22 protein-coding genes are annotated in these 26,234 nt (G+C 64.8%); 14 read left to right on the top strand and 8 right to left on the bottom strand.

The window, feature by feature from the left end:
* Positions 1-111 precede the first annotated feature (111 nt).
* The gene (locus tag PSTAB_RS01960; RefSeq protein ID WP_013981505.1) at positions 112-501 is read left to right on the top strand and encodes a DUF4168 domain-containing protein; all 390 of its coding nucleotides are present in this window, start codon (positions 112-114) and stop codon (positions 499-501) included.
* Positions 502-661: 160 nt separating this feature from the next.
* Here the strand turns inward: PSTAB_RS01960 and PSTAB_RS01955 are convergent, their stop codons facing one another.
* Positions 662-1,543, bottom strand: coding sequence for an alpha/beta fold hydrolase (locus PSTAB_RS01955; protein ID WP_013981504.1), 882 nt, complete (start codon positions 1,541-1,543; stop codon positions 662-664).
* 463 nt (positions 1,544-2,006) lie between these two features.
* Between PSTAB_RS01955 and PSTAB_RS01950 the strand changes: the two genes are divergently transcribed.
* A complete protein-coding gene (locus tag PSTAB_RS01950; protein WP_013981503.1) occupies positions 2,007-2,453 on the top strand; it encodes a DUF2147 domain-containing protein in 447 nt (148 codons plus the stop codon).
* Positions 2,454-2,526: 73 nt separating this feature from the next.
* Here the strand turns inward: PSTAB_RS01950 and PSTAB_RS01945 are convergent, their stop codons facing one another.
* Together PSTAB_RS01945 and dcuS are read right to left on the bottom strand one after the other, a co-directional pair.
* Entirely contained in the window at positions 2,527-3,252 is a 726-nt protein-coding gene (locus tag PSTAB_RS01945) for a response regulator (RefSeq protein ID WP_013981502.1), read from the bottom strand.
* Entirely contained in the window at positions 3,249-4,856 is a 1,608-nt protein-coding gene (gene dcuS, locus PSTAB_RS01940) for a DcuS/MalK family sensor histidine kinase (protein WP_013981501.1), read from the bottom strand. Before dcuS ends, PSTAB_RS01945 begins: the two co-directional genes overlap by 4 nt.
* A gap of 267 nt (positions 4,857-5,123) precedes the next feature.
* Between dcuS and PSTAB_RS01935 the strand changes: the two genes are divergently transcribed.
* Entirely contained in the window at positions 5,124-6,437 is a 1,314-nt protein-coding gene (locus tag PSTAB_RS01935; protein ID WP_013981500.1) for a 2-hydroxycarboxylate transporter family protein, read from the top strand.
* Positions 6,438-6,512: 75 nt separating this feature from the next.
* Here PSTAB_RS01935 and PSTAB_RS01930 read toward each other — a convergent pair whose 3' ends face one another.
* From PSTAB_RS01930 to thiI, 3 genes are all read right to left on the bottom strand, one after another.
* A complete protein-coding gene (locus PSTAB_RS01930) occupies positions 6,513-8,150 on the bottom strand; it encodes a methyl-accepting chemotaxis protein (protein ID WP_013981499.1) in 1,638 nt (545 codons plus the stop codon).
* A 327-nt stretch (positions 8,151-8,477) separates the two neighbouring features.
* On the bottom strand, positions 8,478-10,298 hold the full coding sequence (gene typA, locus PSTAB_RS01925) for a translational GTPase TypA (RefSeq protein WP_011911593.1): 1,821 nt from the start codon (positions 10,296-10,298) through the stop codon (positions 8,478-8,480).
* A gap of 167 nt (positions 10,299-10,465) precedes the next feature.
* On the bottom strand, positions 10,466-11,920 hold the full coding sequence (gene thiI, locus PSTAB_RS01920; protein ID WP_013981498.1) for a tRNA uracil 4-sulfurtransferase ThiI: 1,455 nt from the start codon (positions 11,918-11,920) through the stop codon (positions 10,466-10,468).
* A 339-nt stretch (positions 11,921-12,259) separates the two neighbouring features.
* Between thiI and glnA the strand changes: the two genes are divergently transcribed.
* The 5 genes from glnA (at position 12,260) to ntrC (ending at position 17,696) form a co-directional block, all read left to right on the top strand.
* Complete coding sequence (gene glnA, locus PSTAB_RS01915) at positions 12,260-13,666, top strand: glutamate--ammonia ligase (RefSeq protein WP_011911591.1); 1,407 nt, start codon at positions 12,260-12,262, stop codon at positions 13,664-13,666.
* Positions 13,667-13,830: 164 nt separating this feature from the next.
* The gene (locus PSTAB_RS01910) at positions 13,831-14,385 is read left to right on the top strand and encodes a DUF4124 domain-containing protein (protein ID WP_011911590.1); all 555 of its coding nucleotides are present in this window, start codon (positions 13,831-13,833) and stop codon (positions 14,383-14,385) included.
* Entirely contained in the window at positions 14,382-15,011 is a 630-nt protein-coding gene (locus tag PSTAB_RS01905; RefSeq protein WP_013981497.1) for a DUF4124 domain-containing protein, read from the top strand. The genes PSTAB_RS01910 and PSTAB_RS01905 overlap by 4 nt, the downstream gene beginning before the upstream one ends.
* Before the next feature lie 169 nt (positions 15,012-15,180).
* Positions 15,181-16,263 carry a nitrogen regulation protein NR(II) gene (gene glnL / locus PSTAB_RS01900; RefSeq protein WP_013981496.1) on the top strand — a complete coding sequence of 361 codons (1,083 nt, stop codon included), beginning with the start codon at positions 15,181-15,183 and terminating at the stop codon, positions 16,261-16,263.
* Positions 16,260-17,696, top strand: a complete 1,437-nt coding sequence (gene ntrC / locus PSTAB_RS01895) for a nitrogen regulation protein NR(I) (RefSeq protein WP_013981495.1) — start codon at positions 16,260-16,262, stop codon at positions 17,694-17,696. Before glnL ends, ntrC begins: the two co-directional genes overlap by 4 nt.
* A gap of 83 nt (positions 17,697-17,779) precedes the next feature.
* On the opposite strand, the gene PSTAB_RS01890 is transcribed toward ntrC, so the two are convergent.
* Positions 17,780-18,226 (bottom strand): hypothetical protein, encoded by a 447-nt coding sequence (locus PSTAB_RS01890; RefSeq protein WP_013981494.1) that lies wholly within the window; start codon positions 18,224-18,226, stop codon positions 17,780-17,782.
* Here PSTAB_RS01890 and PSTAB_RS01885 point away from each other — a divergent pair.
* From PSTAB_RS01885 to PSTAB_RS01860, 6 genes are all read left to right on the top strand, one after another.
* Positions 18,225-18,707, top strand: coding sequence for a tRNA (cytidine(34)-2'-O)-methyltransferase (locus tag PSTAB_RS01885; protein WP_013981493.1), 483 nt, complete (start codon positions 18,225-18,227; stop codon positions 18,705-18,707). The genes PSTAB_RS01890 and PSTAB_RS01885 overlap by 2 nt on opposite strands.
* Positions 18,708-18,796: 89 nt before the next feature.
* On the top strand, positions 18,797-21,169 hold the full coding sequence (locus PSTAB_RS01880; RefSeq protein WP_013981492.1) for an FdhF/YdeP family oxidoreductase: 2,373 nt from the start codon (positions 18,797-18,799) through the stop codon (positions 21,167-21,169).
* Between the two features lie 120 nt (positions 21,170-21,289).
* Entirely contained in the window at positions 21,290-21,826 is a 537-nt protein-coding gene (gene hslV, locus PSTAB_RS01875; protein WP_011911583.1) for an ATP-dependent protease subunit HslV, read from the top strand.
* A 27-nt stretch (positions 21,827-21,853) separates the two neighbouring features.
* Positions 21,854-23,197 carry an ATP-dependent protease ATPase subunit HslU gene (hslU, locus tag PSTAB_RS01870; protein WP_011911582.1) on the top strand — a complete coding sequence of 448 codons (1,344 nt, stop codon included), beginning with the start codon at positions 21,854-21,856 and terminating at the stop codon, positions 23,195-23,197.
* A gap of 48 nt (positions 23,198-23,245) precedes the next feature.
* Positions 23,246-23,620, top strand: coding sequence for a gamma-butyrobetaine hydroxylase family protein (locus tag PSTAB_RS01865; RefSeq protein ID WP_011911581.1), 375 nt, complete (start codon positions 23,246-23,248; stop codon positions 23,618-23,620).
* Between the two features lie 301 nt (positions 23,621-23,921).
* Entirely contained in the window at positions 23,922-25,853 is a 1,932-nt protein-coding gene (locus PSTAB_RS01860) for a methyl-accepting chemotaxis protein (protein ID WP_013981491.1), read from the top strand.
* A gap of 37 nt (positions 25,854-25,890) precedes the next feature.
* Here the strand turns inward: PSTAB_RS01860 and PSTAB_RS01855 are convergent, their stop codons facing one another.
* Positions 25,891-26,166, bottom strand: coding sequence for a polyhydroxyalkanoic acid system family protein (locus PSTAB_RS01855; protein ID WP_013981490.1), 276 nt, complete (start codon positions 26,164-26,166; stop codon positions 25,891-25,893).
* Positions 26,167-26,234: the final 68 nt, after the last annotated feature.

The raw sequence follows: 26,234 nt of genomic DNA, 5'->3' as shown, positions 1-26,234 counted from the left end.
GCACCCCGACGAAACGAAAAATGCCATTCAAATCAATGACATGAACTTTTATCGAAAGCTGGCACGGCTACTGCACCAGCGAACCCGTCTTTAACCGAAGCAGGAATGAACATGACCCAGCACAACGCTCGTCTCGCCTTCGCCGGTATCTTTTCGCTGTTCCTCGGCCTGGCCGCCCCCCTCGCATCGGCCCAATCAGCCAACCCGGCACCCGCTGCCCAGCCCGCCGCTGGCGCGCAAACGCAGCAGTTCAGTGAAAAGAAACTGGAAAGCTTCGCCGAGTCGCTCGGCGAGATCATGCAGATCCGCGAGGAGTTCACCGGCAAGCTGCAACAGACCGAAGACGCCAACAAGGCCCGCGACCTTCAGCAGCAGGCCAACGAGAAAATGCTTGGTGTGATCGAGGAAAACAACATCAGCATCGAGGAATACAACGCCATCAACGAAGCCGTGCAGACCGACCCGGAGCTGCGCAACCGCGTGATTGCGATGATGCAGTAAGCCGTCCCGGCGCTGCTGCCAGAGCAGCTCGCCCGAACGATCGGAGCCCCGTCCGGCCGATGCCGGCGGGGCTCTTTGGGTTTTGGATAACGACAACCTGATACGCCACGCTTCAACAGCGGCGTGCTTCGAGAAGCGTTGGGCAGAGGTGCGGCAGCGGTCACCGCCCGTGCAGTCCCTGCCTGAAGGCAAAGTAGTGTTCGAGCACCCGCTCTGGCGCCTCGACCTGCGGGTAGTGACCGATGCCCTCCAGCAGCACGGTGTCGGGCGCGGGAATCAGCTCGCGGTAGCGGGCCACCATGTGCGCGCCGGAGATCGGATCGGCCGCGCCGTCGATCACCCGCATCGGCACATCGCCGCGCTGCATGGCCGCCACCCATCGCTCGCGTTGTGCGACCCGCTCCGGCATGTAGCGGATCAGCCGGTGCATCACCGCAGGTCCGTTGCCTTCGGCGATCAGTCGCCAGTAATCGTCCAGTTCGGCATCGCTCGGCTGCGTCTGCGCACCGAACACCCGGCCGAAGGTCGCCCCTAGCGTACGCCGCGAGAACAGCCGGCCGAGCAGAAAGCCGAACGGGCCGAGCAGCAGTTTCTGCACCCGCACCAGATGATGGGTTTCAGGGAACAGCCCGCCATTGAGGAACACGCAGCTGGCCAGTGCGATGCGCCCTTCACAGTGCCGCGTCAGCAGCTCCTGGGCGACGCTGTCGCCATAGTCATGCGCCAGCACATGGATCGCACCGCCGATACCCAGCTCCGCCAGCAGTGCCTGCTGCAGGTCAGCCTGTTCGATCAGGCTGTAGGTGTGCCCGCGCGGCTTGGCCGAATAGCCGAAGCCGAGCATGTCGCAGGCAATCAGCCGGTAACGCGCCGCCAGCGGCTGCCAGACCTTGTGCCAGTCCCAGCTGGCGGTGGGAAAGCCATGGATCAACAGCAGCGGCTCACCTTCGCCGGCCGTCCAGTAGCGAATGCGCTTGCCGCCGAACGAGAATTCGCGAGCGTTCGCGCGCCACGTGTCCAGTGCCATGCCTTCGGTGCTCATACGCGGTAGCTCGCGTCACTACTGCCAGCGCTCCCCGGCACGCCCGCGCCTGCGGCCGTGCCCTTCCAGGTGAAGGCAGTAACCGGCCGAAAACCGGCAGGCAGACCAATACGGGGCTGCCCCTCGATAGGGGTCTTTTCGTTGAGATGAAGCGGATGCAGCGTAAGGGCGACGTTCACGAGGGTCTCTCTTCTTGTTGTTCTGGCGACGGAACAGTCTAGCGGTACGGAATGGCATGCAGACTCGCGCTGCAGGCCAGCTTAGTGGCCCCGCGAGTCAGCCACGCGCGCAGGCGCGACATCGCCTTCACCGCCGATTTGCCCTCAGCCATGCCGAACCCAGCCGAAACAGGACGACTAAAAGGGCGTATGTGACGAGAACCAACCGGTCAGCCGGCAAGCCGCAACCGGGCTGTATCGCCGGTGATAGAGTCGGTGCCACCTATTCGATCACTGGAGAAACCATGCGCCCACTGTTCAACGCCCTGCTGCTGGCCCTGCCGCTCGCATTCTCTTCGCTGGCCTCAGCCGCCGACTCGCCCGCCGGGCGCTGGCAGACCATCGACGACGAAACCGGCAAGCCCAAGTCCATCGTCGAGATCCAGCAGGCGGCCGATGGCAGCCTGACCGGCAAGGTGGTGGAAATCCTGCAGTCGGACCATGGCCCGAACCCGCTGTGCACCGAGTGCGAAGGCGAGCGCAAGGACCAGCCCATCACCGGCATGACCATTCTCTGGGACCTCAAGCCGGACGGCGAGCAGGTCTGGAGCAACGGCACCATCCTCGACCCGGCCAAGGGCAAGACCTACCGCTCCAAGGCCAGGCTGCTGGATGGCGGCAACAAGCTGGAGGTACGCGGCTACATCGGCATCGAGGCGCTGGGTCGCAGCCAGACCTGGGTGCGCCAGTAAAGCCACCGTCGCCCCGGCTGGCCATGCCGCGGGTCAGGCGCCTTCAACGGGCTAGCCGGCTGGCGGGCCACCGTCAGCCCTGTGCCAGCCGCTGCAGCGCAACACGGTCGAGGCAGCGATAGCGGAACGACGGCCGGCCGATCTGCCCGTAGTGGAAGGATTCCTCCAGCAGCTGCGCGTCCGTCAGGTGCTTGAGGTACTTGCGCACCGAGACGCGGGACATCCCGGTGGCGGTCAGCAGGTTTTCGCTGGTGAAACTGTCTTCCTCCAGCGCCAGGATCGCCTGCGCCACTTGGGCCAGCGATGCCGGGGTCAGCCCCTTGGGCAGGTCACCGGGACGACGCACGTCCGCCGCGGCAGGCTGGCCGAACAGCCGGTCGATGTCGCCCTGGCCGAGCTGTTCCGGCAACCGCGATAGCGCATCACGGGCGCGCCGGCAGCTCTCCACGGCATCGCGGAAGCGTTCGAAGCTGAACGGTTTGACCAGGTAATCCCGCGCGCCGAGGCGCTGGGCGGCACGTACCGTCTCGATCTCCGATGCCGCAGTGATCAACACGGCATCGGTGTTGCGATCCTCGGCACGCAGGTAGCACAGCACCTCGAGGCCGGAGCGGTTGCGCAAGTAGACGTCGAGCAGCAGCAGGTCCACCGTCTCGTCCGCCAGCAGTTCGAGTGCCGCCGGCACGCTGGCACACTGGCCGACCAGCTCGATGCCGTCGAGACGGGCCAGATAGTCCACGTTCAGGCGCATGACCATCGGGTCGTCCTCGACGATCAGCACGCGCAGGGCGGTTTTCATGGTGTTCCCTCCGTGGCGGCGGTGCGATAGGGCAGCTCGACCTCGAACAGGCTGCCGCGGCCCGCTTCCGAGTACACCGCCAGGGTACCGCCCCAGGCGTCGACCTGTTCGCGCACCGCGGCCAGACCGATGCCGCGCCGCTCGCCCTTGGTCGATACGCCGCGCTCGAAGATCTGCTCGCGCACCTCGGGCTGGATGCCGCCGCCGCTGTCCTGTACGTGCAGCGAGAGCAGCGCCTCGTCGTAGTCGAGGGTCAGGCTGACACGCTGCTCGGCCTGCTCGGCGACGGCCTCGAAGGCGTTCTCCAGCAGGTTGCCGAGGATGGTCACCAGGCCGTGGATCCGTTCCGGCGCGGCGGCCGGCACCGGATGTTCGACCTCCACCTGGAAAACGATGCCGCGCTCGCGGGCTTCGCTCTGCTTGCCCAGCAGGAAGCCGGCCAGGACCGGTTCGCCGATACCCTCCACCAGCGCCGTGGCGGGCGCCAGCTGGTGATCGGCGAGGTCGCGCAGGTAGGCGCGCAGCGCATCCAGATCACCCATCTGCGCCAGCCCGAGCAGCACGTGCAGCTTGTTCTTGAACTCGTGGGTCGCCGCGCGCAGCGCTTCGGCATAGCGACTGACGCCAGTCAGCTGTTCGGCCAGCGCGTTGACTTCACTCTTGTCGCGGAAGGTGGCGATGGCCCCGATCACCCGGCCCTGGTGACGAATCGGCGCGCGGTTGGCGAGGATGGCCAGGCCGTTGAGGCTGAACTCGCGATCCAGCTGCTCGGTCGCGCTGGCCAGCACTTCTGGCAGACCGCTGGCAGGCAGATACTCGGCGATCGGCCGCCCCAGCGGAGGCTTGCCCAGCCCGGTGCTGACCAGCAGGCGCTCCGCGGCCGGGTTGACCAGGGTGATGCGCGCCTGATCGTCGACCGCCAGCACGCCCTCGCGCACCGAGGCCAGCATCGCCTGGCGCTCTTCCACCAGGCGGGTGATTTCGTAGGGCTCCAGCCCCAACAGCACGCGCTTGATATAGCGCGCCAGCAGGTGCGCGCCGAGCACGGTCAGCAGCATCAGCACGAGCACGCCGACCACCACGTCGCGCCGATGCTCGCTGAGCAGCTCACCAAGTGAGGCCAGGGTCACGCCGACCGATACCGCGCCGAGCACGTCGCCCCGTGCGTCCAGCACCGGAGCAAAGCCGCGGATGCTGGTACCCAGGCTGCCTTCGGCGCGCGAACTGTAGGTTTCGCCGGCCAGCGCCGGGCCTTCATCATCACCGCGAAAGGCCTGGCCGATGCGTGCCGGTTCCGGATGGGTGAGGCGCAGGGCATGCCGATCCATTACCACGATGAAATCGACCCCCAGCCGCTGGCGCAGATCGTCGATATCGCGTTGCAGCGGGTTGTCGGCTGTGAAATCCATGGTCATCCCGACCAGTGCCTGGCGCACGTCGTCACGCGCCGCAACGCTCTGTGCGACGTTGGTCACCCGCGCGGCCTGGCCTTCTTCGAGGGTGTCCTGCAGCTGCACGTTGAACAGCCAGAGCGCAAGGCCGAGGGCCAGCACCAGCATGACGGCGACCAGCAGCGAGATCAGGGTGTTCAGGCGCAGGCGCAAGGTCGTTCTCCAGTGGCTGAGCGGCCGCTCAAGGGCCGCGATAGAGCGCTGGATCGAGCCAGCGGGGCGCCGGCGGGTCAAGCTCGGTGGCGCTTTTTTTAGTTTCGTAATGCTTTTTTAACTTCGCCAAACATTGGCCGCGAAGCATCTCTGCTTAAGGTAGCCCCGCACGGTTGTCCGGCTGTGCACGTCCGCCCGCATCGGGCGCTATCGCAACCATGACCCGTACGCGCGCCGCCTGGCTGCCGCGTTCGAAGGAGTACAACAATGAATCGGACCCCGTTGAGCACTGCCGTGCCTGACTGCAACCCGTCCCTGTCCGTGTTTTCCCAGCGCATCTTCAACCTGCCGCTGCCACTGTTCGCCATCGCCCTGCTCGTCATGGCCGCCGCCATCGCTACCGATACCCTGCCCAGCGGGATGATCGGCGCGTTGCTGGTGATGATGCTGCTAGGCGAATTGCTCGGCTTTGCCGGCGACCGCTTGCCGATCATCAAGACCTACCTGGGCGGCGGCGCGATCCTGGCGCTGTTCGGTGCCGCGGCCATGGTCTATTTCGGCTGGCTGCCCAAGGCGGTGGCGGACGACGTAGCCAGCTTCATGAAGGGCGGCGGCTTTCTCGACTTCTATATCGCCGCGCTGATCACCGGCAGCATCCTCGGCATGGATGCCAAGGTGCTGGTCAAGGTCGGCTCGCGCTATGCGCTGCCGCTGCTCTGCTCGGTGCTGTTCGCGGCGCTGTTCGCCATGGCCGTGGGCGCGCTGCTCGGTTTCTCGCCGCAGGATGCGGTGGTGGTCATCGCCATGCCGATCATGGGCGGCGGCATGGGTGCCGGTGCGGTACCGATGAGCCAGATCTACGAGCAGCTGCTCGGACAGCCGGCCAGCTACTACATCTCGATCCTGGTGCCGGCCCTGGCCCTGGGCAATGTCTTCGCGATCATCATCGCCGGAATGCTCAACGGCCTGGGCAATCGCTACCCGTCACTGACCGGCAACGGCCAGATGATGCCGGGCGTGGATGTCAGCGACAAGGAAGGCCCGATCACCCTACCCGCGCTGGGCATCGGTCTGGTCGCGGCACTGAGCTTCTTCATCGCCGGGCAGATCCTCGGCAAGTTCGTGCCGTTGCATCCCTATGCACTGATGATCGTGCTGGTGGCGCTGCTCAAGATCAGCAACCTGGTGCCCGAGTCGATCAACGACGCCGCCTCCCAGTGGTTCCGCTTCGTCGCACGCAACTGGACCTTCGCCCTGCTGTTCGGCATCGGCGTGGCCTTCACCGACCTCGGCCAGGTGATCGGCGCCATCTCGCTGACCTATGTGCTGATCGTTTTCGCCGTGGTTGCCGGTGCGGCGTTCGGCGCCGGCCTGGTGGGCAAACTGGTGGGCTTCTATCCGATCGAGTCGGCCATCACCGCCGGCCTGTGCATGGCCAACATGGGCGGCACCGGTGACGTCGCGGTGCTCTCCGCCGCCCGACGCATGTCGCTGATGCCCTTCGCGCAGATCTCCTCGCGCCTGGGCGGTGCATTGATCCTGCTGATTTCCAGCGTCGTGGTGCCGCTGTTCTTTACCTGACCGGCATTCCAGATCGTCGGAAAGTGAAAAGCCCCGGCCTTGTGGTCGGGGCTTTTCTGTTCAGCCAACGGGTCATCAACCGCGGAAGTAGTTGACCTTGCGATTCAGCTCCTCGGCGAGCAGGGTCAGGTCCTGGCTGGAAGACGCCACCTGGTTCGAGGCGGCGGAACTGGCGACGGTGGAGTCGTGGATGCGCGTGACACTCTGATTGACCTCTTCCGCCACTGCACCCTGCTCCTCGGAAGCCGTCGCGATCTGCGCGTTCATTTCGTTGATCGAACCCACTTCCTGACGAATCTTGGCCAGCGCATTCTCCGCCTGCAGCGTCTGCTCGACGGTCTGCTGCGCCAGTTGCTTGCTCGACTGCATCACCTCCACCGCTCTGCCGGCGCCAGCCTGCAGCGAGGCGATCATCTCGCTGATTTCGCTGGACGACAGCTGCGTGCGGTTGGCCAGCGAGCGCACCTCGTCGGCCACCACTGCGAAGCCGCGACCATGCTCGCCGGCACGCGCCGCCTCGATCGCCGCATTGAGCGCGAGCAGGTTGGTCTGCTCGGCGATCGCGGTGATGACCTGCAGGATCTTTTCGATATCGCCGCTTTGCGCCGAGACCTGGTTGACGGTTTCGGTCGCGCTTTCCAGCACTTTGGCCAGGTTATGGATGGAGACGGCTGTTTCGCCGACGATTCGCGTACCGGTCTCGACCTGCTCGTCGGCGCTCTTCGCCGCTGCGGCGGCGCGGGCGGCGAAGCTCGCCACCTCGTTCACCGTCGTGGCCATCTGATTGATCGCCGTGGCCACTTGCTCGGCCTCGGCCGACTGATGCTGGATCTGCTGATTGCTGTTCGCAGACGAGGTACGCAGCTCGCCCGAAGCGACACCGACGCCGTCGGCGGCAGCGCGCACCTCGGCAATGATTGCGGTGAGGCGGCTGGCCATCTTGGCGGTCGCCCCCATGACGCTGTCCGGGTACGGGGTGACGATTACCTGGCCGAGATCGCCATTGGCCAGGTTGCCGATCACGCGGGCCACCTCGTCGGGCTCGGCGCCAAGGGTCGAGCGCAGCTTGCGGATGATTACGACGGCAATGGCCACCCCGAGCAGAACCGCCACGCCAGTCACCGCGACGATGAGCGCGAGGAAGCCGCTGGCGGTTTCCCGGACCACGGCCACGTCCTGATTGATGCTCGCTTCCTGGTGATCGATGAATGCATTGATCAATCGCAGCCATTCGGTATAGGCCCCGGCGACATTGTCCAATAGGAATTCGTGGGCACGCGCCGAATCCTCGCTGAAGCGCAGTTCGACCACCTGCTGGGTCAGCGCATTGGTCTTCGCCTCGATGGTCTCGATCTGCTGCATCAGCTGCTTTTCTACGGTATCGGCGGAGGGCTGCGCGAGCATCGTCTTCATCGGCGCCGCCGAGTCAGCATACAGCTGCGCCAGGCGCTCGATCTCCGCCACCTGCCCGCGAGCGAACGCGGGATCAGCAGCACTGACGGCGTCGCGCACGGCAATCGCGCGGTCGTGCACGCTGCCACGGAAGTTGATCGCATAGCGTTGTTTCAGACCAGCCTGCGAGCTGATCTGACTCATGCTCCGGTCGATGACGTCGACTTTGAGCGCGCTGACCACGGCGACCGCCACCATCAACGCCAGAATCACGAAAAATCCCAGGCCCAGACGCATGGAAACCGACATCTGCTTGTTCATCGAACACTCCCTTTGCGAGGCTGCTCGGCAGCCAATCGGTCAGTCATCGAGGACCCGGACACATTTGCACCGAGCCAAAACTTGTACAATATCATGTCATTGTGACATTACTTGTACACGTTTTATTGCCGCCTGGACGGGCGCTGACTGCTGGCGATGAGCCCGGCTGATAGGAATCCGGCTAAGCGATACTGCTGCAAAAGGGTTGTACAACTTTCAATGCAACGTCCTCACAGATCCCGGCGCCGCTGCGCTGGCCGATGTGCGGCGTGCGTGAAAACGCAAAAAGGCGCCCGAAGGCGCCTTTTTGCAGTTTCGCAACGGGGATTACACCTTGCTGCGCTCGTAACGCTTGCGGTCGTTCTCGTTCAGCATCTTCTTGCGCAGACGGATCGATTTCGGCGTCACTTCCACCAGCTCGTCATCAGCGATGAATTCCAGCGCCTGCTCGAGGGTGAACTTGATCGGCGGAACCAGGGCGATGACCTCGTCCTTGCCGGACGCGCGCATGTTGTCGAGCTTCTTGCCCTTGGTGGGGTTGATCACCAGGTCGTTGTCACGGCTGTTGATGCCGCACAGCTGGCCTTCGTAGATGTCCTGGCCGGGCTCGAGGAACAGCTTGCCGCGAGCCTGCAGGGTTTCCAGCGAGTAGGTCAGTGCGGTACCGGTGGCCATGGAGACCAGCACGCCGTTCTGGCGGTTGGTGACTTCGCCGGCCTTGATCGGGCCGTAGTGGCTGAAGGTCGAGGTCAGGATGCCGGTACCCGAGGTCAGGGTCAGGAAGTTGTTGCGGAAACCGATCAGGCCGCGCGCCGGGATGGTGTACTCCAGGCGGATGCGACCCTTGCCGTCGGGGATCATGTTGGTCAGATCGCCCTTGCGCAGGCCCATCTGCTCCATCACCGGCCCCTGGTGTTGCTCCTCGATGTCGATGGTGACGTTCTCGTAGGGCTCCTGCTTTTCGCCGGCCTCGTTCTCGATGATCACCACTTCCGGGCGGCCGACGGCCAGCTCGAAGCCTTCGCGGCGCATGGTTTCGATCAGTACCGACAGGTGCAGCTCACCACGGCCGGAGACCTTGAACTTCTCCGGGCTGTCGCCCTGCTCGACACGCAGCGCCACGTTGTGCAGCAGTTCCTTGTCCAGACGGTCCTTGATGTTGCGGCTGGTGACGAACTTGCCTTCCTTGCCGGCGAAGGGCGAGTCGTTGACCTGGAAGGTCATGGACACGGTCGGCTGGTCGACGGTCAGCGGCGGCAGCGCCTCGACGGTGTTCTGGTCGCAGAGGGTGTCGGAGATGTACAGCTCGTCCATGCCGGATACGCAGACGATATCGCCGGCGGTGGCTTCCTGGACTTCCACGCGCTGCAGACCGGAGTGACCCATGATCTTCAGGATACGGCCGTTACGCTTCTTGCCGTCGGCGCCGATGGCGGTCACCGGGCTGTTGGCCTTGATGGTGCCGCGAGCGATGCGGCCGATACCGATCACACCGAGGAAGCTGTTGTAGTCCAGCTGGGAGATCTGCATCTGGAACGGGCCGTCGACGTCCACCTTGGGCGCCGGAACATGGTCGATGATGGCCTGGAACAGGGCATCCATGTTGTCGTCCATGTTCTCGTGGTCCATGCCGGCGATGCCGTTCAGGGCGCTGGCATAGACGATCGGGAAGTCCAGCTGCTCGTCGCTGGCGCCGAGGTTGTCGAACAGGTCGAAGATCTGGTCGATGACCCAGTCAGGACGCGCGCCCGGACGGTCGATCTTGTTCACCACGACGATCGGACGCAGGCCGGCCTTAAACGCCTTCTGGGTCACGAAGCGGGTCTGCGGCATGGGGCCGTCCTGGGCGTCGACCACCAGCAGTACGGAGTCCACCATGCTCATCACGCGCTCGACTTCACCGCCGAAGTCGGCGTGGCCGGGGGTGTCGACGATGTTGATGTTGTAGCCGTTCCACTTCAGTGCGGTGTTCTTGGCCAGGATGGTGATGCCGCGTTCCTTTTCCTGGTCGTTGGAGTCCATCACGCGCTCGTTTTCCGCTTCTTTGCGGTCCAGGGTGCCGGACAGGCGCAGCAGCTTGTCGACGAGGGTGGTCTTGCCATGGTCGACGTGGGCGATGATGGCGATGTTGCGAAGATTCTCGATCACTGATTCGTTTCTCTGTAGATGGCTTCGAGCTCAGGCTGGAAGCTGGGAATAGTCCGGACGACGTCAGGCTGTCCGATTGGTTACGACTGGGGCCTTGCGATCAGCAGCGGTCGGGAGGGCGGTGGCGAATGCTGCCACCCAATAGCCCCGGCTGTTTCACCGATGCGTCAGGCCGGACGATAGACGCGAACATTTACATGCCCCTCGCTCAGCAGATGGTGAGCATGCAGGCGGCTCATGACACCTTTGTCGCAATACAGCAGGTACTGGCGGTTTTCATCCAGTTCCTTGAAACGGTTGTTCAGCGCGTAGAACGGCAGAGTCTGAACTTCGATGCCGGACAGTTCGAGGGGTTCGTCCTCGGTGGCATCGGGGTGACGAATGTCGAGGATGACCTGACCGGCCATCGCCTCGCTGACCTCCTCGACCTTGATGTCTTCGCCCAGCTCGTCGATCACCCGGTCGATCGGTACCTGACGGGCACTGGCCAGAGCGCGCTCGAGGATGGCCATGTCGAACTGCTTTTCCTCGTGCTCGACGCGATAGCGCTTGGCGCGGGTGGTGGGGTTCTTGGAGATCACGCCGCAGTACTCGGGCATGTTCTTGGCGAACTCGGCGGTGCCGATCTGGAAGGCGGTGTCGATGATGTCCTGCTTGTGGCTGGCGATCAGCGGGCGCAGCACCAGCATGTCGGTGGCCGAATCGATCACCGAGAGGTTCGGCAGGGTCTGGCTGGACACCTGGGAAATCGCCTCGCCTGTGACCAGCGCGTCGATATGCAGGCGCTCGGCGATCTCGGTCGAGGCACGCAGCATCATGCGCTTCAGGACCACGCCCATCTGACTGTTGTCGACCTTCTGCAGGATTTCGCCGACCACTTCCTCGAACGGCACGCTGATGAACAGCACGCGGTGCGAGCTGCCGTACTTCTTCCATAGATAGTGGGCCACTTCCATCACGCCCAGCTCATGGGCGCGGCCGCCGAGGTTGAAGAAGCAGAAATGGGTCATCAGGCCGCGACGCATCATCTGGTAGGCGGCAACGGTGGAGTCGAAACCACCGGACATCAGCACCAGGGTCTGCTCCAGCGCACCCAGCGGATAGCCGCCGATGCCATCGTGCTGCTCATGGACGACGAACAGGCGCTGGTCGCGAATTTCCATGCGCACCTCGATCTCCGGTGCCTTCAGCGAGATGCCGGCGGCACCGCACTGCTGACGCAGCTGGCTGCCGACATGACGCTCGACATCCATGGAGCTGAACGGGTGCTTGCCGGCGCGCTTGCAGCGCACGGCGAAGATCCTGCCCGGCAGGCGCTCGGCGTAGTGCGCCTTGCACTTGGCGACGATGTCGTCGAGATCGCCCAGCGGGTACTCGTGGACCTCCAGGCAATGGGCGATGCCGGGCGTGCAGCGCAGGCGCTCGATCATCTCGCGTAGCGGCTTGGGCTCGCTGAGCGCGGTTTCCACCTCGATGTTGTCCCACACGCCTTCGACCCGCACCTCGGGGTCGAGCTCGCGCAGCACGGTGCGGATGTTCTTCGCCAACTGGCGAATGAAGCCCTTGCGCACCGGCGGGCTCTTGATGGTGATTTCGGGGAAAACCTTGACGATCAGCTTCATGGAAACAGCGCGGGTGCCGGTGTGGCTGGAAAAGAGGGGCGCGGAGTATAGCGGAAACTGCTCAAGATTTAATCGCTTTCTTTGAGGCCGGGCGCAGCGCACCAAAACAATGCGCAGCCACGACCGCTCGCACCATTAGCGCGCACGTTTTCGTACAGGAAGCTAGATTTAGCACGCCCTATCGCCGCGGCAGCGCAGTGGCGGGCCTGCAGTTCCAAGACGGAGCACTGGCATGCAATTTGCTCCCTTGTGAGGCAGGTCGCCTTGGCGGAACATCGCCGCCCGGCTTCACCCTGATTCGGAAGCTCACTGTCACGCTTCCACCACTTGGAGAACACCATGTCGAAGTCGCTTCAACTGATCAAAGATTACGATGTGAAGTGGATTGATCTGCGCTTCACCGATACCAAAGGCAAGCAGCACCACGTCACCGTCCCGGCTCGTGATGCCCAGGATGAAGACTTCTTCGAGCACGGCAAGATGTTCGACGGTTCGTCCATCCATGGCTGGAAAGGCATCGAAGCCTCCGACATGATCCTGATGCCGGTCGACGAGACCGCGGTACTCGATCCGTTCACCGAAGAGCCGACCCTGATCCTGGTCTGCGACATCGTCGAGCCGAGCACCATGCAGGGCTACGACCGCGACCCGCGCTCCATCGCCAAGCGCGCCGAGGAGTTCCTCAAGACCACCGGTATCGGTGACACCGTTTTTGTTGGCCCGGAGCCGGAGTTCTTCATCTTCGACCAGGTCAAGTTCAAGTCGGACATCTCCGGCTCGATGTTCAAGATCTACTCCGAGCAGGGCTCCTGGATGACCGACCAGGACGTCGAAGGCGGCAACAAGGGCCACCGCCCGGCCGTCAAGGGCGGTTACTTCCCGGTTCCGCCGTGCGACCACGACCACGAAATCCGTACCGCCATGTGCAACGCCATGGAAGAGATGGGCCTGGTCGTCGAAGTGCACCACCACGAAGTGGCCACTGCCGGTCAGAACGAAATCGGCGTGAAGTTCAACACCCTGGTGGCCAAGGCTGACGAAGTTCAGACCCTGAAGTACTGCGTGCACAACGTCGCCGACGCCTATGGCAAGACCGCGACCTTCATGCCGAAGCCGCTGTACGGCGACAACGGTTCGGGTATGCACGTACACATGTCCATCTCCAAGGACGGCAAGAACACCTTCGCCGGCGAAGGCTATGCCGGCCTGTCCGAGACCGCTCTGTACTTCATCGGCGGCATCATCAAGCACGGCAAGGCGCTGAACGGCTTCACCAACCCGTCGACCAACTCCTACAAGCGTCTGGTCCCGGGCTTCGAAGCACCGGTCATGCTGGCCTACTCGGCGCGCAACCGCTCGGCCTCGATCCGTATTCCGTACGTTTCCAGCCCGAAAGCCCGTCGTATCGAAGCGCGCTTCCCGGACCCGGCTGCCAACCCGTACCTGTGCTTCGCTGCACTGCTGATGGCTGGCCTGGATGGCATCCAGAACAAGATCCATCCTGGCGATGCCGCCGACAAGAACCTGTACGATCTGCCGCCGGAAGAAGGCAAGCTGATCCCGCAGGTCTGCGGCAGCCTGAAGGAAGCCCTGGAAGAGCTGGACAAGGGCCGCGCGTTCCTGACCAAGGGCGGCGTGTTCTCCGACGAGTTCATCGATGCCTACATCGAGCTGAAGTCCGAGGAAGAGATCAAGGTGCGCACCTTCGTGCACCCGCTGGAATACGACCTGTACTACAGCGTCTGATCCAGTTCGCGTGACAGGAAGGCCACCCTCGGGTGGCCTTCTTCGTTTCTGCCCGGCGACCGTGATCCGTGCAGCTTGTCACGCCTCGCAAATCGCAGCGATCGTGCTTGCCTGAAGGCCGCTGCAGTGCAAGGCTTCGGCAGTCAAACTCCGCGGAGCCTCCCATGCGTAGCGCCCTGTTCAGCCTGCTGTTCATCCTCAGCGTCCCGGCCTTCGCCGAGATCTACAAGTACACCGACGCGCAAGGCAATACGGTGTTCACCAACCAGCCGCCGGAAGGCGTGCAGGCCGACACGGTGGACCTGCCGCCGGCCAACACCGTGAACATCCGCACGCCCGAGCCGCCGCCTCCTCTGCCGGACCGTCAGCAGAACCAGCAGGCGCCCTACCAGACGCTGATGCTGAGCGGCATTCCCGACGCCGAGGCACTGCGCGCCAACAACGGCACCTTCGTCGTCAGCGCCCTGCTGGAACCGCCACTGCAACCGGGGCATACCTTGCGCTTCATGCTCGACGGCATCCCCCAGGCCGCACCCAGCCCGGCGACCTCGCTGCAACTGAACAACGTCGAACGCGGCGACCATCGCCTGCACGTCGAAGTACTGAGCGGCGAGCGCATCATCCAGCGCAGCGAGCCGGTGTTGTTCACCGTGCAGCGGGTCAATACCTCGAGCCCCGCACTGCGTCCGCCGCCACCGAAGCCGAGACCAGCTCCTTGAGCATCCTTCGCAAGGTCACGACCATCCTGCTGCTCGGCACCGCCCTGCCTGCGCTGGGCGGTATCTATTCCTACACGGATGCCGAGGGCAACCGGGTCTTTACCGACCGCCCTAGCGGCCAGGCAGTGGAAGAGGTGCAGCTGAAGCCCTCCAACAGCATGGCAAGCCAGCCGACACCCGCCCCGCGTGCGGTCCAGCCGCCGAAGCAGCAGGCGGCAGCCATCCGCTATCAGCTGCAGATCCTCAGCCCGGCCGCAGACGAGGCGATCCGCAACAACGCCGGCGCGGTCAGCGTCACCGTAGAGGCCGAGCCCGCGCTGCAGCCCGGCCATTTCTACCAGCTGCTGCTCGACGGCGAGCCATTCGGCGCCCCCGGCGAGCAGACCAGCTTCCAGCTGAGCAATGTCGATCGCGGCACCCATCAGCTGGCGGTCGCGGTGGTAGACGCACAGGAGCGGGTCCTGCAACAGTCCGAAAGCCGGTCCTTCCATCTGATTCGCACCTCATTGGCCCAGCGGCGCATGGTCAATCCGTGCAAGAAAGCCGATTACGGCGTGCGCCCGGAATGCCCGCGGAAGGACAAACCGGTAGAAAAACGCGACATTCCCTTCGTGCCCTTTCTATGATCATTGAGTGCACCTGTTTGGTGCGCCCAATGAACGAGCCGATCGTTCGTCACCAAATTGGGTCACCGGACAGCCCGTAGGGCTGCAGCATCACACCGATCCGCGCCGCAATGGCGCGCTTGGTTTGGTTCTTGCATTTCCTGCACGAACCTCCGGATGCAGACCAGCCATGATCAACGAAGCCCTGCAACGCCTGCTGATCGAGAACCTGACCACCGCGACGCTGCTGCTCAACTCGCGCTTGCGCCTGGAGTACATGAACCCGGCGGCCGAAATGCTGCTGGCCGTCAGCGGTCAGCGCAGCCATGGGCAATTCATCAGCGAACTGTTCACCGAATCGCCGGAAGCCTTGGCGGCATTGCGCCAGGCTGTGGAAGAAGCCCACCCGTTCACCAAGCGCGAAGCCACCCTGACCTCCGCCACCGGCCAGTCGCTGACCGTCGACTACGCGGTGACCCCGGTGCTGACGCGCCAGGAGACCTTGCTGTTACTGGAAGTGCTGCCGCGCGACCGGCTGCTGCGCATCACCAAGGAAGAGGCCCAGCTGTCCAAGCAGGAAACCACCAAGATGCTGGTGCGTGGTCTGGCCCACGAGATCAAGAATCCGCTGGGTGGCATCCGCGGTGCGGCACAACTGTTGGCCCGCGAGCTGCCGGAAGAACATCTGAAGGACTACACAGAGGTCATCATCGAGGAGGCCGACCGTCTGCGTAATCTGGTCGACCGCATGCTCGGCTCGAACAAGCTGCCGTCGTTGGCGATGACCAATATCCACGAAGTGCTCGAACATGTGGCCAGCCTGATCGAGGCGGAATGCCAAGGAAGCATCATTTTGGTGCGCGACTATGACCCGAGCATTCCCGAGGTCCTGATGGACCGCGAACAGATGATCCAGGCCGTGCTCAATATCATGCGCAACGCCATGCAGGCGCTGGCCGGGCAGAACGAACTGGGCCTCGGCCGCCTCACCCTGCGCACCCGCACGCTACGCCAGTTCACCATCGGCCATATCCGCCATCGTCTGGTGGCGCGCATCGAGATCATCGACAACGGCCCGGGCATCCCCGCCGAGCTGCAGAACACGCTCTTCTACCCGATGGTCAGCGGTCGCCCGGATGGAACCGGGCTGGGCCTGGCCATCACCCAGAACATCATCAGTCAGCACCAGGGTCTGATCGAATGCGAGAGCCATCCTGGCCACACCGTGTTCTCGATCTTCCTACCGCTGGAACAAGGAGCCACATCAGCATGAGCCGAAGCGAAAACGTCTGGATCGTCGACGACGACCGCTCCATCCGCTGGGTCCTGGAAAAGGCCCTGCAACAGGAAGGCATGGCCACGCAGAGCTTCGACAGCGCTGACAGCGTGCTGGCCCGCCTCGCCCGCCAGCAGCCGGATGTGATCATCTCCGACATCCGCATGCCCGGCCTCAGCGGCCTGGACATGCTCTCGCAGATCCGCGAGCAGTACCCGCGCCTGCCAGTGATCATCATGACCGCGCACTCCGACCTGGATAGCGCGGTGGCTTCCTACCAGGGCGGCGCCTTCGAATACCTGCCCAAGCCGTTCGACGTCGACGACGCCGTGTCGCTGGTCAAGCGCGCCAACCAGCACGCCCAGGAACAGCAGAACCAGCAGCAGCCGGCCAATCGTCATCACACGCCGGAGATCATCGGCGAGGCACCGGCGATGCAGGAGGTGTTCCGCGCCATCGGTCGCCTCAGCCATTCCAACATCACCGTGCTGATCAATGGCGAATCGGGTACCGGCAAGGAGCTGGTGGCCCATGCGCTGCACCGCCACAGCCCACGCTCGGCGTCGCCGTTCATCGCGCTGAACATGGCGGCGATTCCCAAGGACCTGATGGAATCCGAGCTGTTCGGTCACGAGAAAGGTGCCTTCACTGGTGCGGCCAACCAGCGCCGCGGCCGCTTCGAGCAGGCCGACGGCGGCACCCTGTTCCTCGACGAGATCGGCGACATGCCGGCCGATACGCAGACCCGTCTGCTGCGCGTGCTGGCCGACGGTGAGTTCTACCGGGTCGGCGGCCACACGCCGGTGCGGGTCGACGTGCGCATCATCGCCGCGACGCATCAGGACCTGGAAACCCTGGTGCAGGCGGGCAAGTTCCGCGAGGACTTGTTCCACCGCCTGAACGTCATCCGCATCCACATTCCGCGCCTGTCCGATCGCCGCGAGGACATCCCGGCACTCGCCGAGCACTTCCTCGCCAGCGCCGCGCAGGAGCTCTCGGTGGAAACCAAGGTGCTCAAGCCGGAAACCAAGGAATACCTGCAGCACCTGCCCTGGCCGGGCAATGTGCGCCAGCTGGAGAACACCTGCCGCTGGATCACGGTGATGGCCTCCGGCCGCGAAGTGCATGTCGACGACCTGCCACCGGAGCTGCTCAACCAGCAGGCCGAGGCGCAGCCGGCGCACAACTGGGAACAGGCGCTGCGCAACTGGTCCGATCAGGCCCTGGCGCGCGGCCAGAGCAACCTGCTCGACGAGGCGGTGCCAGCCTTCGAACGCATCATGATCGAGACCGCGCTCAAGCACACCGCCGGTCGCCGTCGCGACGCCGCGCTGCTGCTCGGCTGGGGTCGCAACACCCTGACGCGCAAGATCAAGGAGCTGGGCATGCGCGTCGATGGCAGCGATGACGACGACGGCGACGACAGCTGATCAGACGTTGATCCGACCTGCGACAAAGAACCCCGCCACTGGCGGAGTTCTTCTTTCTGACGCACCAGCCATGAGCGAATTCGTCATGGCCGCCAGGGCGACACGCTGACCTGCACCTGCCAGCCGCCGTCGCCGCGCGCGCCCTGCCACTGCCCCTGCAGCCGGCGCGCCGCCACCAGATGCAACAGCAGGCCCTTCTCGGTCTGCTGCACGCGCCAGGCCACCGGCATGCCGTCGATCTGCAGCTGCCCGGATTGCGCCTCGCCCTCGGCCTGGAACAACAGGGCGAACGCCCCCTCCAGATGCTCGTCATAGGTCTCCGGCTTGCGGTCGAAGCGCAGCGACAGCCCCTGTGGCAGCACCTGCACCGCCTCCAGCTGCACCGGCCCGGGCGCGGTGAGCCGGCCGATCATCAGCCCCACCAGCAGCCCGATCAGCACCAGCGAACCGAAAAAGGTCCGGCGTATGCGGCGCATCGGGTCCTTCGCCCCGGTAGAATGCCGCCGGTCTTCAACCTCGGTGCTGCGCATGTTTCACGTGATCCTGTTCCAACCGGAAATACCGCCCAATACCGGCAACATTATCAGGCTCTGCGCCAATACCGGCTGCCACCTGCACCTGATCGAGCCGCTGGGTTACGAGCTGGACGATAAACGCCTGCGCCGCGCCGGCCTGGATTATCACGAATATGCCACGCTGGAGCGCCACGCCGATCTGCCGAGCTGCCTCGCGCGGATCGGCATCGACGCCGCCAACCCGGACGGCCCACGGCTGTTCGCCTTCACCACCAAGGGCTCGCAGCCCTTTCACGAGGTGCGTTACCGGCGCGGTGACGCCCTGCTGTTCGGCCCCGAAAGCCGCGGCCTGCCGCCAGAGATCCGCGATGCCCTGCCCAACGAGCAGCGCTTGCGCCTGCCGATGCGTCCCGACAGCCGCAGCCTGAACCTGTCCAACACCGTGGCCGTCGCGGTGTACGAGGCCTGGCGTCAGCACGGTTTCGCCATGGAGTGAATCGCACAACCTTGTGACAAAGCGCCCTGAACGATCCGGCGCGGGCCCCGTCGTAAACAGACAAGCTCCCTTGCGAAAGGAGGAACGACGTGTCCCAGACCAAGTTCAAACCCTACCGTGCACCGGCCGGTGGCTGGGGATCGGCCTACTCCGTCGCCAACATCCTGCTGCGTGAACGCGTCTCGCCGGCCGGCATCGGCCTGCTGCTCAAGCAGAACAAACCCATCGACGGCTTCGCCTGTGTCAGCTGCGCCTGGGCCAAGCCGCACCCCTCGCGGCCGCTGTCGTTCTGCGAGAACGGCGCCAAGGCCACGGCATGGGAAAACACCTCGTTGCGTTGCGGGCCGGAATTCTTCGCCAGGCACAGCGTCAGCGAGCTGCTCAACTGGAGCGACTTCGACCTGGAACAACAGGGCCGGCTGACCCATCCGCTGCGCTACGATGCCGCCAGCGACCATTACCAGCCGGTCAGTTGGGACAGCGCCTTCGCCGAGATCGGCGCCGAGCTCAAGGCCATGGCCGATCCCGATCAGGTGGTGTTCTACATGTCCGGCCGCGCGGCGCTGGAAACGGCCTATATGTATGGCCTGCTGGCGCGGATGTACGGCACCAACAACCTGCCGGACAGCTCCAACATGTGCCACGAGAGCACCTCGGTGGCGCTGCCGGAGAGCATTGGCGTACCGGTGGCCACGGTCACCCTGAACGACCTCGAGCACACCGACGGACTGTTCTTCTTCGGCCAGAATACCGGCACGTCCAGCCCGCGCATGCTCCATGAACTGCAGGCCGCGCGCGAGCGCGGGGCCGAGATCGTCACCTTCAACCCGCTGCGTGAGCGCGGCCTGGAGCGTTTCGTCAACCCGCAGTCGCCGCGCGAGATGCTGACGCCGGACAGCACGGTGATCAGCACCCAGTATCACCAGCTGGCCATCGGCGGCGACATGGCGGCCATCGCCGGGATGTGCAAGGCGCTGTTCGCCATGGACGACCTGGCCATCGCCGAAGGGCGTCAGAGGGTGCTCGATGTCGCCTTCATCGAGCAGCACACCCATGGCTTCGAGGCCTTCGAAGCACGCATTCGCAGCTACACCTGGGAGCAGCTGGAGCGTCGCTCCGGGCTCACCCGCGCAGCGATGGAAGCGGCGGCCACCGCCTATGCCCGCTGCGAGCGGGTGATCGCCCCCTATGGTATGGGCCTGACCCAGCACCGCCACGGCGTGCAGACCATCCAGATGTTGGTCAACCTGCTCCTGCTGCGCGGCAACATGGGCAAGGAGGGCGCGGGCATCCTGCCGGTGCGCGGCCACTCCAACGTGCAGGGTCAGCGCACCGTCGGCATCACCGAAAAGGCAGCGAAGGTGCCGGTGGACAACCTGCGTCGGCAGTTCGGTTTCGAGCCGCCGAGCGAAGATGGCGTGAATACGGTAGAGGCCTGCGAGGGCATTCTCGACGGCAGCATCCGCGGCTTCATCGGCCTGGGCGGCAACTTCGTCCGCGCCATTCCTGACACCCTGCAGATGGAGCCGGCCTGGCGCAAACTGCGGTTGTCGGTGCAGGTGTCGACCAAGCTCAACCGCAATCACCTGATCACCGGCGAAGTGTCTTATATCTTGCCTTGCCTCGGTCGCACCGAGATCGACCGCCAGGCCACCGGCGAGCAACGCCACACAACCGAGGACAGCACCGGCTGCATCCGGGCCTGGCGCGGCGCCGCCGAGCCGGCTGGCGAACTGCTCTTATCGGAACCGGCGATCATCGCGCGACTGGCCAAGGCCACGCTCGTGCCCAACCCGATGCTGGACTGGGACGCCTGGGTCGCGGACTACAGCCTGATCCGCGACGCCATCGCCGAGAGCTACCCGGAGATCTTCCACGACTTCAATGTGCGCATGATGGAACCCGGCGGCTTCCATCGCCCGCTCGGCGCCAGCCAGCGGCGCTGGGACACCGAGACCGGCAAGGCCAACTTCATCAACCCGCCTTCGCTGAGCATGGACCCGGATACCGAGGAAGGCGGCCACGAACGGCACGACGTGCTGCAGATGATGACGCTGCGCAGCAACGACCAGTTCAACACCACGGTCTACGGGTACGACGACCGCTTCCGCGGCATTCACGGCACCCGCGCGGTGATCCTGATGAACCGCAACGACATCGTCCGCCTGGGCCTGGCCGAGAACGACCGCATCGAGGCGATCACCGTGGTCGATGACGGCGTACACCGCGCGGTCGGCCCGCTGCGGGTGACGCCCTACAGCATTCCGGAGGGCTGCTGCGCAGGCTACTACCCCGAATGCAACGCCCTGCTGCCGGTCTGGCACCATGCCGAACGCAGCAAGGTGCCGGCGGCCAAGTCGATTCCGGTCCGGCTGCGCAAGATGATCGCCGCGGCGGTAGCCGGCGACGTGCCGCGCCAGCCCAGCCGCCCGCAACGCAGCGAACAACCAGGGCCTGCGTAGCGCCTCGTGCAGAACCACGGCTGTCGATGAACCTCACCGACAGCCGTTGAAAAGCCGGAAGCAGTCCCCCATATCAACCGCATTCGGGCATTCATCGCCCCGCAGTGTGGAGATTTTCCTTTGACCACCATCGTTTCAGTGCGCCGCAACGGCAAAGTCGTCATGGGCGGCGACGGCCAGGTTTCCCTCGGCAACACCGTCATGAAAGGCAACGCCAAGAAGGTCCGCCGCCTCTATCACGGCCAGGTCCTGGCCGGCTTCGCCGGCGCCACCGCCGATGCCTTCACCCTCTTCGAGCGCTTCGAAGGTCAGCTGGAGAAGCACCAGGGCCATCTGGTGCGCGCCGCCGTCGAGCTGGCGAAGGACTGGCGCACCGACCGCTCCCTGAGCCGTCTGGAAGCCATGCTCGCTGTGGCCAACAAGGATGCCTCGCTGATCATCACCGGCAACGGCGACGTGGTGCAGCCCGAAGACGACCTGATCGCCATGGGCTCCGGCGGCGGCTTCGCCCAGGCCGCGGCCAAGGCCCTGCTGCTCAAGGCCGGCGCCGACATGTCGGCCCAGGAAATCGCCGAGACGGCGCTGAACATCGCCGGCAGCATCTGCGTGTTCACCAATCAGAACCTGACCATCGAGGAGCTCGACAGCGCGGTCTAATCGCCTGTCGTTCCGGAGTACCGCACCATGTCCATGACGCCCCGCGAGATCGTCCACGAACTCAACCGCCACATCATCGGCCAGGACGACGCCAAGCGCGCCGTGGCCATCGCCCTGCGCAACCGCTGGCGGCGCATGCAGCTGCCCGCCGAGCTGCGCCAGGAAGTCACCCCGAAGAACATTCTGATGATCGGCCCCACCGGCGTCGGCAAGACCGAAATTGCCCGCCGCCTGGCCAAGCTGGCCAACGCGCCGTTCCTGAAAGTGGAAGCCACCAAGTTCACCGAGGTCGGCTATGTCGGCCGTGACGTCGAATCGATCATCCGCGATCTGGCCGACGCGGCGCTGAAGATGCTGCGCGAGCAGGAGGTGCACAAGATGCGCCACCGCGCCGAAGACGCCGCCGAAGAACGCATCCTCGACGCCCTGCTGCCGCCGGCGCGCCCGGTAGGCTTTTCCGAAGAGCCGGTGCAGAGCGGTGATTCCAACACCCGTCAGCTGTTCCGCAAGCGCCTGCGCGAAGGCCAGCTGGACGACAAGGAGATCGACATCGAGGTCGCCGAGAGCCCGGCCGGGGTGGAGATCATGGCCCCGCCCGGCATGGAGGAGATGACCAACCAGCTGCAGAACCTCTTCGCCAACATGGGCAAGGGCAAGAAGAAGAGCCGCAAGCTGAAGATCAAGGAAGCCTTCAAGCTCATCCGCGACGAGGAAGCCGCGCGCCTGGTCAACGAAGAAGACCTCAAGGCCCGCGCCCTGGAGGCGGTGGAGCAGAACGGCATCGTCTTCATCGACGAGATCGACAAGGTTGCCAAGCGCGGCAACACCAGCGGCGCCGACGTTTCCCGCGAGGGCGTGCAGCGCGACCTGCTGCCGCTGATCGAGGGCAGCACGGTCAACACCAAGCTGGGCATGGTCAAGACCGACCATATTCTCTTCATCGCCTCCGGCGCCTTCCACCTGTCCAAGCCCAGCGACCTGGTGCCGGAACTGCAGGGTCGCCTGCCGATCCGCGTGGAGCTCAAGGCGCTGTCACCGCAGGACTTCGAGCGCATCCTCACCGAGCCGCATGCGGCGCTCACCGAGCAGTACCGCGAGCTGCTGAAGACCGAAGGGCTGCACATCGAGTTTCTTGAGGACGGCATCAAGCGCATCGCCGAGATCGCCTGGCAGGTCAACGAGAAGACCGAGAACATCGGTGCCCGGCGCCTGCACACCCTGCTCGAGCGCCTGCTGGAGGAGGTCTCCTTCAGTGCAGCCGACCTGGCCGGCAAGCAGCAGGGCGAACCGATCCGCATCGACGCCGCCTACGTCAACGAGCACCTCGGCGAACTGGCTCAGGACGAAGACCTGTCGCGCTACATCCTCTGACCGTCACGGCCGTGGCGATTGCCACGGCCGATTTTTCCGGAGCGTCGCATGCGCATCCCCACTGCAATCAAACTGCACAAGGCGTCCAGAACGCTGGAACTGGAATACGGCGCCGACGAGCGCTACGTGCTGCCCGCCGAGTTCCTGCGCGTGCATTCGCCATCGGCGGAAGTCCAGGGCCACGGCAACCCGGTGCTGCAGACCGGCAAGCTGAAGGTCGCGCTGGAGCAGATCGAGCCGGCCGGCCAGTACGCCTTGAAGCTGACCTTCAGCGACGGCCACGACAGCGGCCTCTACACCTGGGACTACCTCGAACGCCTGGCGCTGAATCAGCAGGCGCTATGGGACGCCTATCTCGCGGCACTGGCGGCCGCCGGCAAGTCCCGCGACCCCGATGAGTCCGTGGTCAAGCTGATGCTCTGAGCCGCCGCGGCGAGGATTGCACCCTCCCGCTCTTGCGCGCCTGACCGATTCAAAGTCGTAACCGCAGGCGCCTCCCCGCCTGCTTCATGCCTTGCCCCACCGCTTCCAGAGCCGTACGACCACAGCGCGACCCTGCGGTCGAAAAACGGCAGCCGAGCCGCACAAGCGCTTAAGAAACCTCCGAGGCCGGCCGCTAAGTGCAGGGACACTTACTCGCCGCCATTGCGGCGACCCGGCACAAGACGCCTCGCTGCAGTGTTCTTGCGACTGCGCCCGCCTCGACTTTCTGGAGCGTTCACACATGATCTCCCGCTTTTTCACCGACCTGGCCGTCACGCGCAAGCTTGGCCTGGGCTTCGGCTTCATGGTCCTGCTGACACTTCTGGTTGCCGCCATCGCCGTCACCAGCCTGAACGGGTTGCTGGAGCGCAACCAGAAGCAGACCCGCCTGTCCCAGGTCCAGGAAGCCTCCTACGCGGTGGATACCGCACGCACCCTGTTCGAACAAAGCGGCAGCGACGCCCACGCCCAGCAGGTGACCGGCAAGATCGGCGAAGTCCGCAACCACCTGCAGGACATCCGCACCACCCTGACTGCCGCCGATGACCAGCGCGACATCGCCTCCGCACTCCAGTATGCCGAGCGCATCGAACGCAGCTTCCAGGAGCTGAAGCAGGCCCGCGAAAGCCGCGAACAGAGCCGGGGCGTGATGGTCAGCAGCGCCGGCGAGGCCCTCAAGGCGCTCGGCGAACTGGAAGAGCAGATCTACCAGACCCTCGAACAGTCCGCCGACGACCCTCTCGTCGTACAGCAGGCCCGCGCCCTCGCCGAACTAACCCGGCGCGTACTGGAGAGCCGCTACCTGGTGCGCGGCTACATCTTCCAGCACACCGAAGAGTCTGCGCAGCTCGCCTATGCCGGCCTCGATCGCTCCCGTGAACAGGCCGATCTGTTGCGCGGCCTGCTACCCGTCGATCAATACAGCCATCTCGACCGAATGACCAGCGCCCTGCAGCGCTACCGTGCAGCGATCGAGACCTTCAAGGTCGGCATGGATGCGACCATCCAGGCTCGCACGGCGCTGGCCTCCGAAATCGGCGATCTGCTGGAAATCAACGGCAATCTCTACCGCAACCAGCAGACCAAGATGCTCGGCGAAACGCAGCAGGCGCGCATCCAGACGATGCTGACCGCCTTCGCCAGTGCACTGCTCGGCCTGCTCGCGGCCTGGTTCATTGCCCGCCAGATCATTCTGCCGTTGCGCCACACCCTGGCCATGGCCCGGCGCATCGCCGACGGCGACCTCTCCGGCCAGGACAGCGCACAACGCCGCGACGAGCTGGGCCAGCTGGAAAGCGCGATGCAGGACATGCGCCAGAGTCTGCGCAAGCTGATCGGCAGCATCGGCGACAGCTCGACGCAGATCGCCGCCGCTGCCGAGGAGCTGTCTGCCGTCACCGAGCAGACCAGCGCCGGCGTCAACGATCAGCGCCAGGAGACCGATCAGGTGGCCACGGCGGTGAACGAGATGGCCGCCACCGTTCAGGAAGTGGCGCGCAATGCGGTCGATGCCGCACAGGCCACTGCCGAAGCGGACCAGCAGGCGGTACAGGGCGAGAAGCTGGCAGGCGACGCCGTCGCCCAGATCGAGCGCATGGCGATGCAGGTCGCCAATACCGGCGAGGCGATGGAGCACCTACGCCGCGACAGCGATGCCATCGGCAGTGTGCTGGACGTGATCAAGGCAGTCGCCGAGCAGACCAATCTGCTGGCGCTCAATGCCGCCATCGAGGCGGCGCGGGCTGGTGAAGCCGGCCGCGGCTTCGCCGTGGTGGCAGACGAAGTACGCGCCCTGGCGCAACGCACCCAGCAATCGACCGAGGAGATCGAGAAGCTGATCGGCACCCTGCAGAACAGTGCCCAGAGCGCCAGCCAACTGATGCGCGACAATCAGCAGCTGAGTGACAGCACGGTCGAACTGACCCGCCGGGCCGGAGACGCCCTGAGCGTCATCGCCCGTACCGTGTCGACCATCCAGAGCATGAACCAGCAGATCGCGGCGGCGGCCGAGCAGCAGAGCGCCGTGACCGAGGAGATCAACCGCAGCGTGGTCAGCGTGCGTGACATTTCCCTGCAAACCGCCACCGCCAGTGACGAGACGGCGCGCGCCAGCACCGAACTGGCCCAGCTGGGCAACGCGCTCCAGCAGCAGATCGGCCGCTTCCGCCTCTGACTGCCAGGCGCAGGGCCACGTGGCCCTGCGCCGCCGTTCAGGCCAGCGCCTTGTCCAGTGCCCGCTCGATCTGGCCCTGAATGCTGCTGCCCATGGCCGAAAGCAGCAGGCCGAGGTTGAGCAGCACCTTCACGCTGTCCTCGCGCACTTCGATGCGCCCGTCCGCGCCACTGCGCCTGACCGCCAGCACATCACCCTGCCACTGACAGCTCACCCCGAACTCGCGGGCCAGGCGTGCGGCGAGCTCGTCGGCCTTTTCGCGGGCCGCGTCGCGGCCGAGGTTGTGGGAACGTTCGACGATGATCTGCGCCATGACGGCTCCTGGCTGCGCCCGAAAAGGCGCGCACTATAGCAAAGTGGCAAGTCTGCTCCGCGGCACCC

This window comes from Stutzerimonas stutzeri (assembly GCF_000219605.1).
Classification (GTDB): Bacteria; Pseudomonadota; Gammaproteobacteria; order Pseudomonadales; family Pseudomonadaceae; genus Stutzerimonas; species Stutzerimonas stutzeri.
Note: the sequence above shows the minus strand (reverse complement) of the source record. Positions and strands in the feature narration are given on the sequence as shown.

Excerpts from the sequence above, each read along its gene's own strand:
- PSTAB_RS01960 (WP_013981505.1), top strand. The coding sequence starts at position 112 with ATGACCCAGCACAACGCTCGTCTCGCCTTCGCCGGTATCTTTTCGCTG.
- PSTAB_RS01955 (WP_013981504.1), bottom strand. The coding sequence starts at position 1,543 with ATGAGCACCGAAGGCATGGCACTGGACACGTGGCGCGCGAACGCTCGC.
- PSTAB_RS01950 (WP_013981503.1), top strand. The coding sequence starts at position 2,007 with ATGCGCCCACTGTTCAACGCCCTGCTGCTGGCCCTGCCGCTCGCATTC.
- PSTAB_RS01945 (WP_013981502.1), bottom strand. The coding sequence starts at position 3,252 with ATGAAAACCGCCCTGCGCGTGCTGATCGTCGAGGACGACCCGATGGTC.
- PSTAB_RS01935 (WP_013981500.1), top strand. The coding sequence starts at position 5,124 with ATGAATCGGACCCCGTTGAGCACTGCCGTGCCTGACTGCAACCCGTCC.
- PSTAB_RS01930 (WP_013981499.1), bottom strand. The coding sequence starts at position 8,150 with ATGAACAAGCAGATGTCGGTTTCCATGCGTCTGGGCCTGGGATTTTTC.
- thiI (WP_013981498.1), bottom strand. The coding sequence starts at position 11,920 with ATGAAGCTGATCGTCAAGGTTTTCCCCGAAATCACCATCAAGAGCCCG.
- glnA (WP_011911591.1), top strand. The coding sequence starts at position 12,260 with ATGTCGAAGTCGCTTCAACTGATCAAAGATTACGATGTGAAGTGGATT.
- PSTAB_RS01910 (WP_011911590.1), top strand. The coding sequence starts at position 13,831 with ATGCGTAGCGCCCTGTTCAGCCTGCTGTTCATCCTCAGCGTCCCGGCC.
- glnL (WP_013981496.1), top strand. The coding sequence starts at position 15,181 with ATGATCAACGAAGCCCTGCAACGCCTGCTGATCGAGAACCTGACCACC.
- ntrC (WP_013981495.1), top strand. The coding sequence starts at position 16,260 with ATGAGCCGAAGCGAAAACGTCTGGATCGTCGACGACGACCGCTCCATC.
- PSTAB_RS01885 (WP_013981493.1), top strand. The coding sequence starts at position 18,225 with ATGTTTCACGTGATCCTGTTCCAACCGGAAATACCGCCCAATACCGGC.
- PSTAB_RS01890 (WP_013981494.1), bottom strand. The coding sequence starts at position 18,226 with ATGCGCAGCACCGAGGTTGAAGACCGGCGGCATTCTACCGGGGCGAAG.
- hslU (WP_011911582.1), top strand. The coding sequence starts at position 21,854 with ATGTCCATGACGCCCCGCGAGATCGTCCACGAACTCAACCGCCACATC.
- PSTAB_RS01865 (WP_011911581.1), top strand. The coding sequence starts at position 23,246 with ATGCGCATCCCCACTGCAATCAAACTGCACAAGGCGTCCAGAACGCTG.
- PSTAB_RS01860 (WP_013981491.1), top strand. The coding sequence starts at position 23,922 with ATGATCTCCCGCTTTTTCACCGACCTGGCCGTCACGCGCAAGCTTGGC.
- PSTAB_RS01855 (WP_013981490.1), bottom strand. The coding sequence starts at position 26,166 with ATGGCGCAGATCATCGTCGAACGTTCCCACAACCTCGGCCGCGACGCG.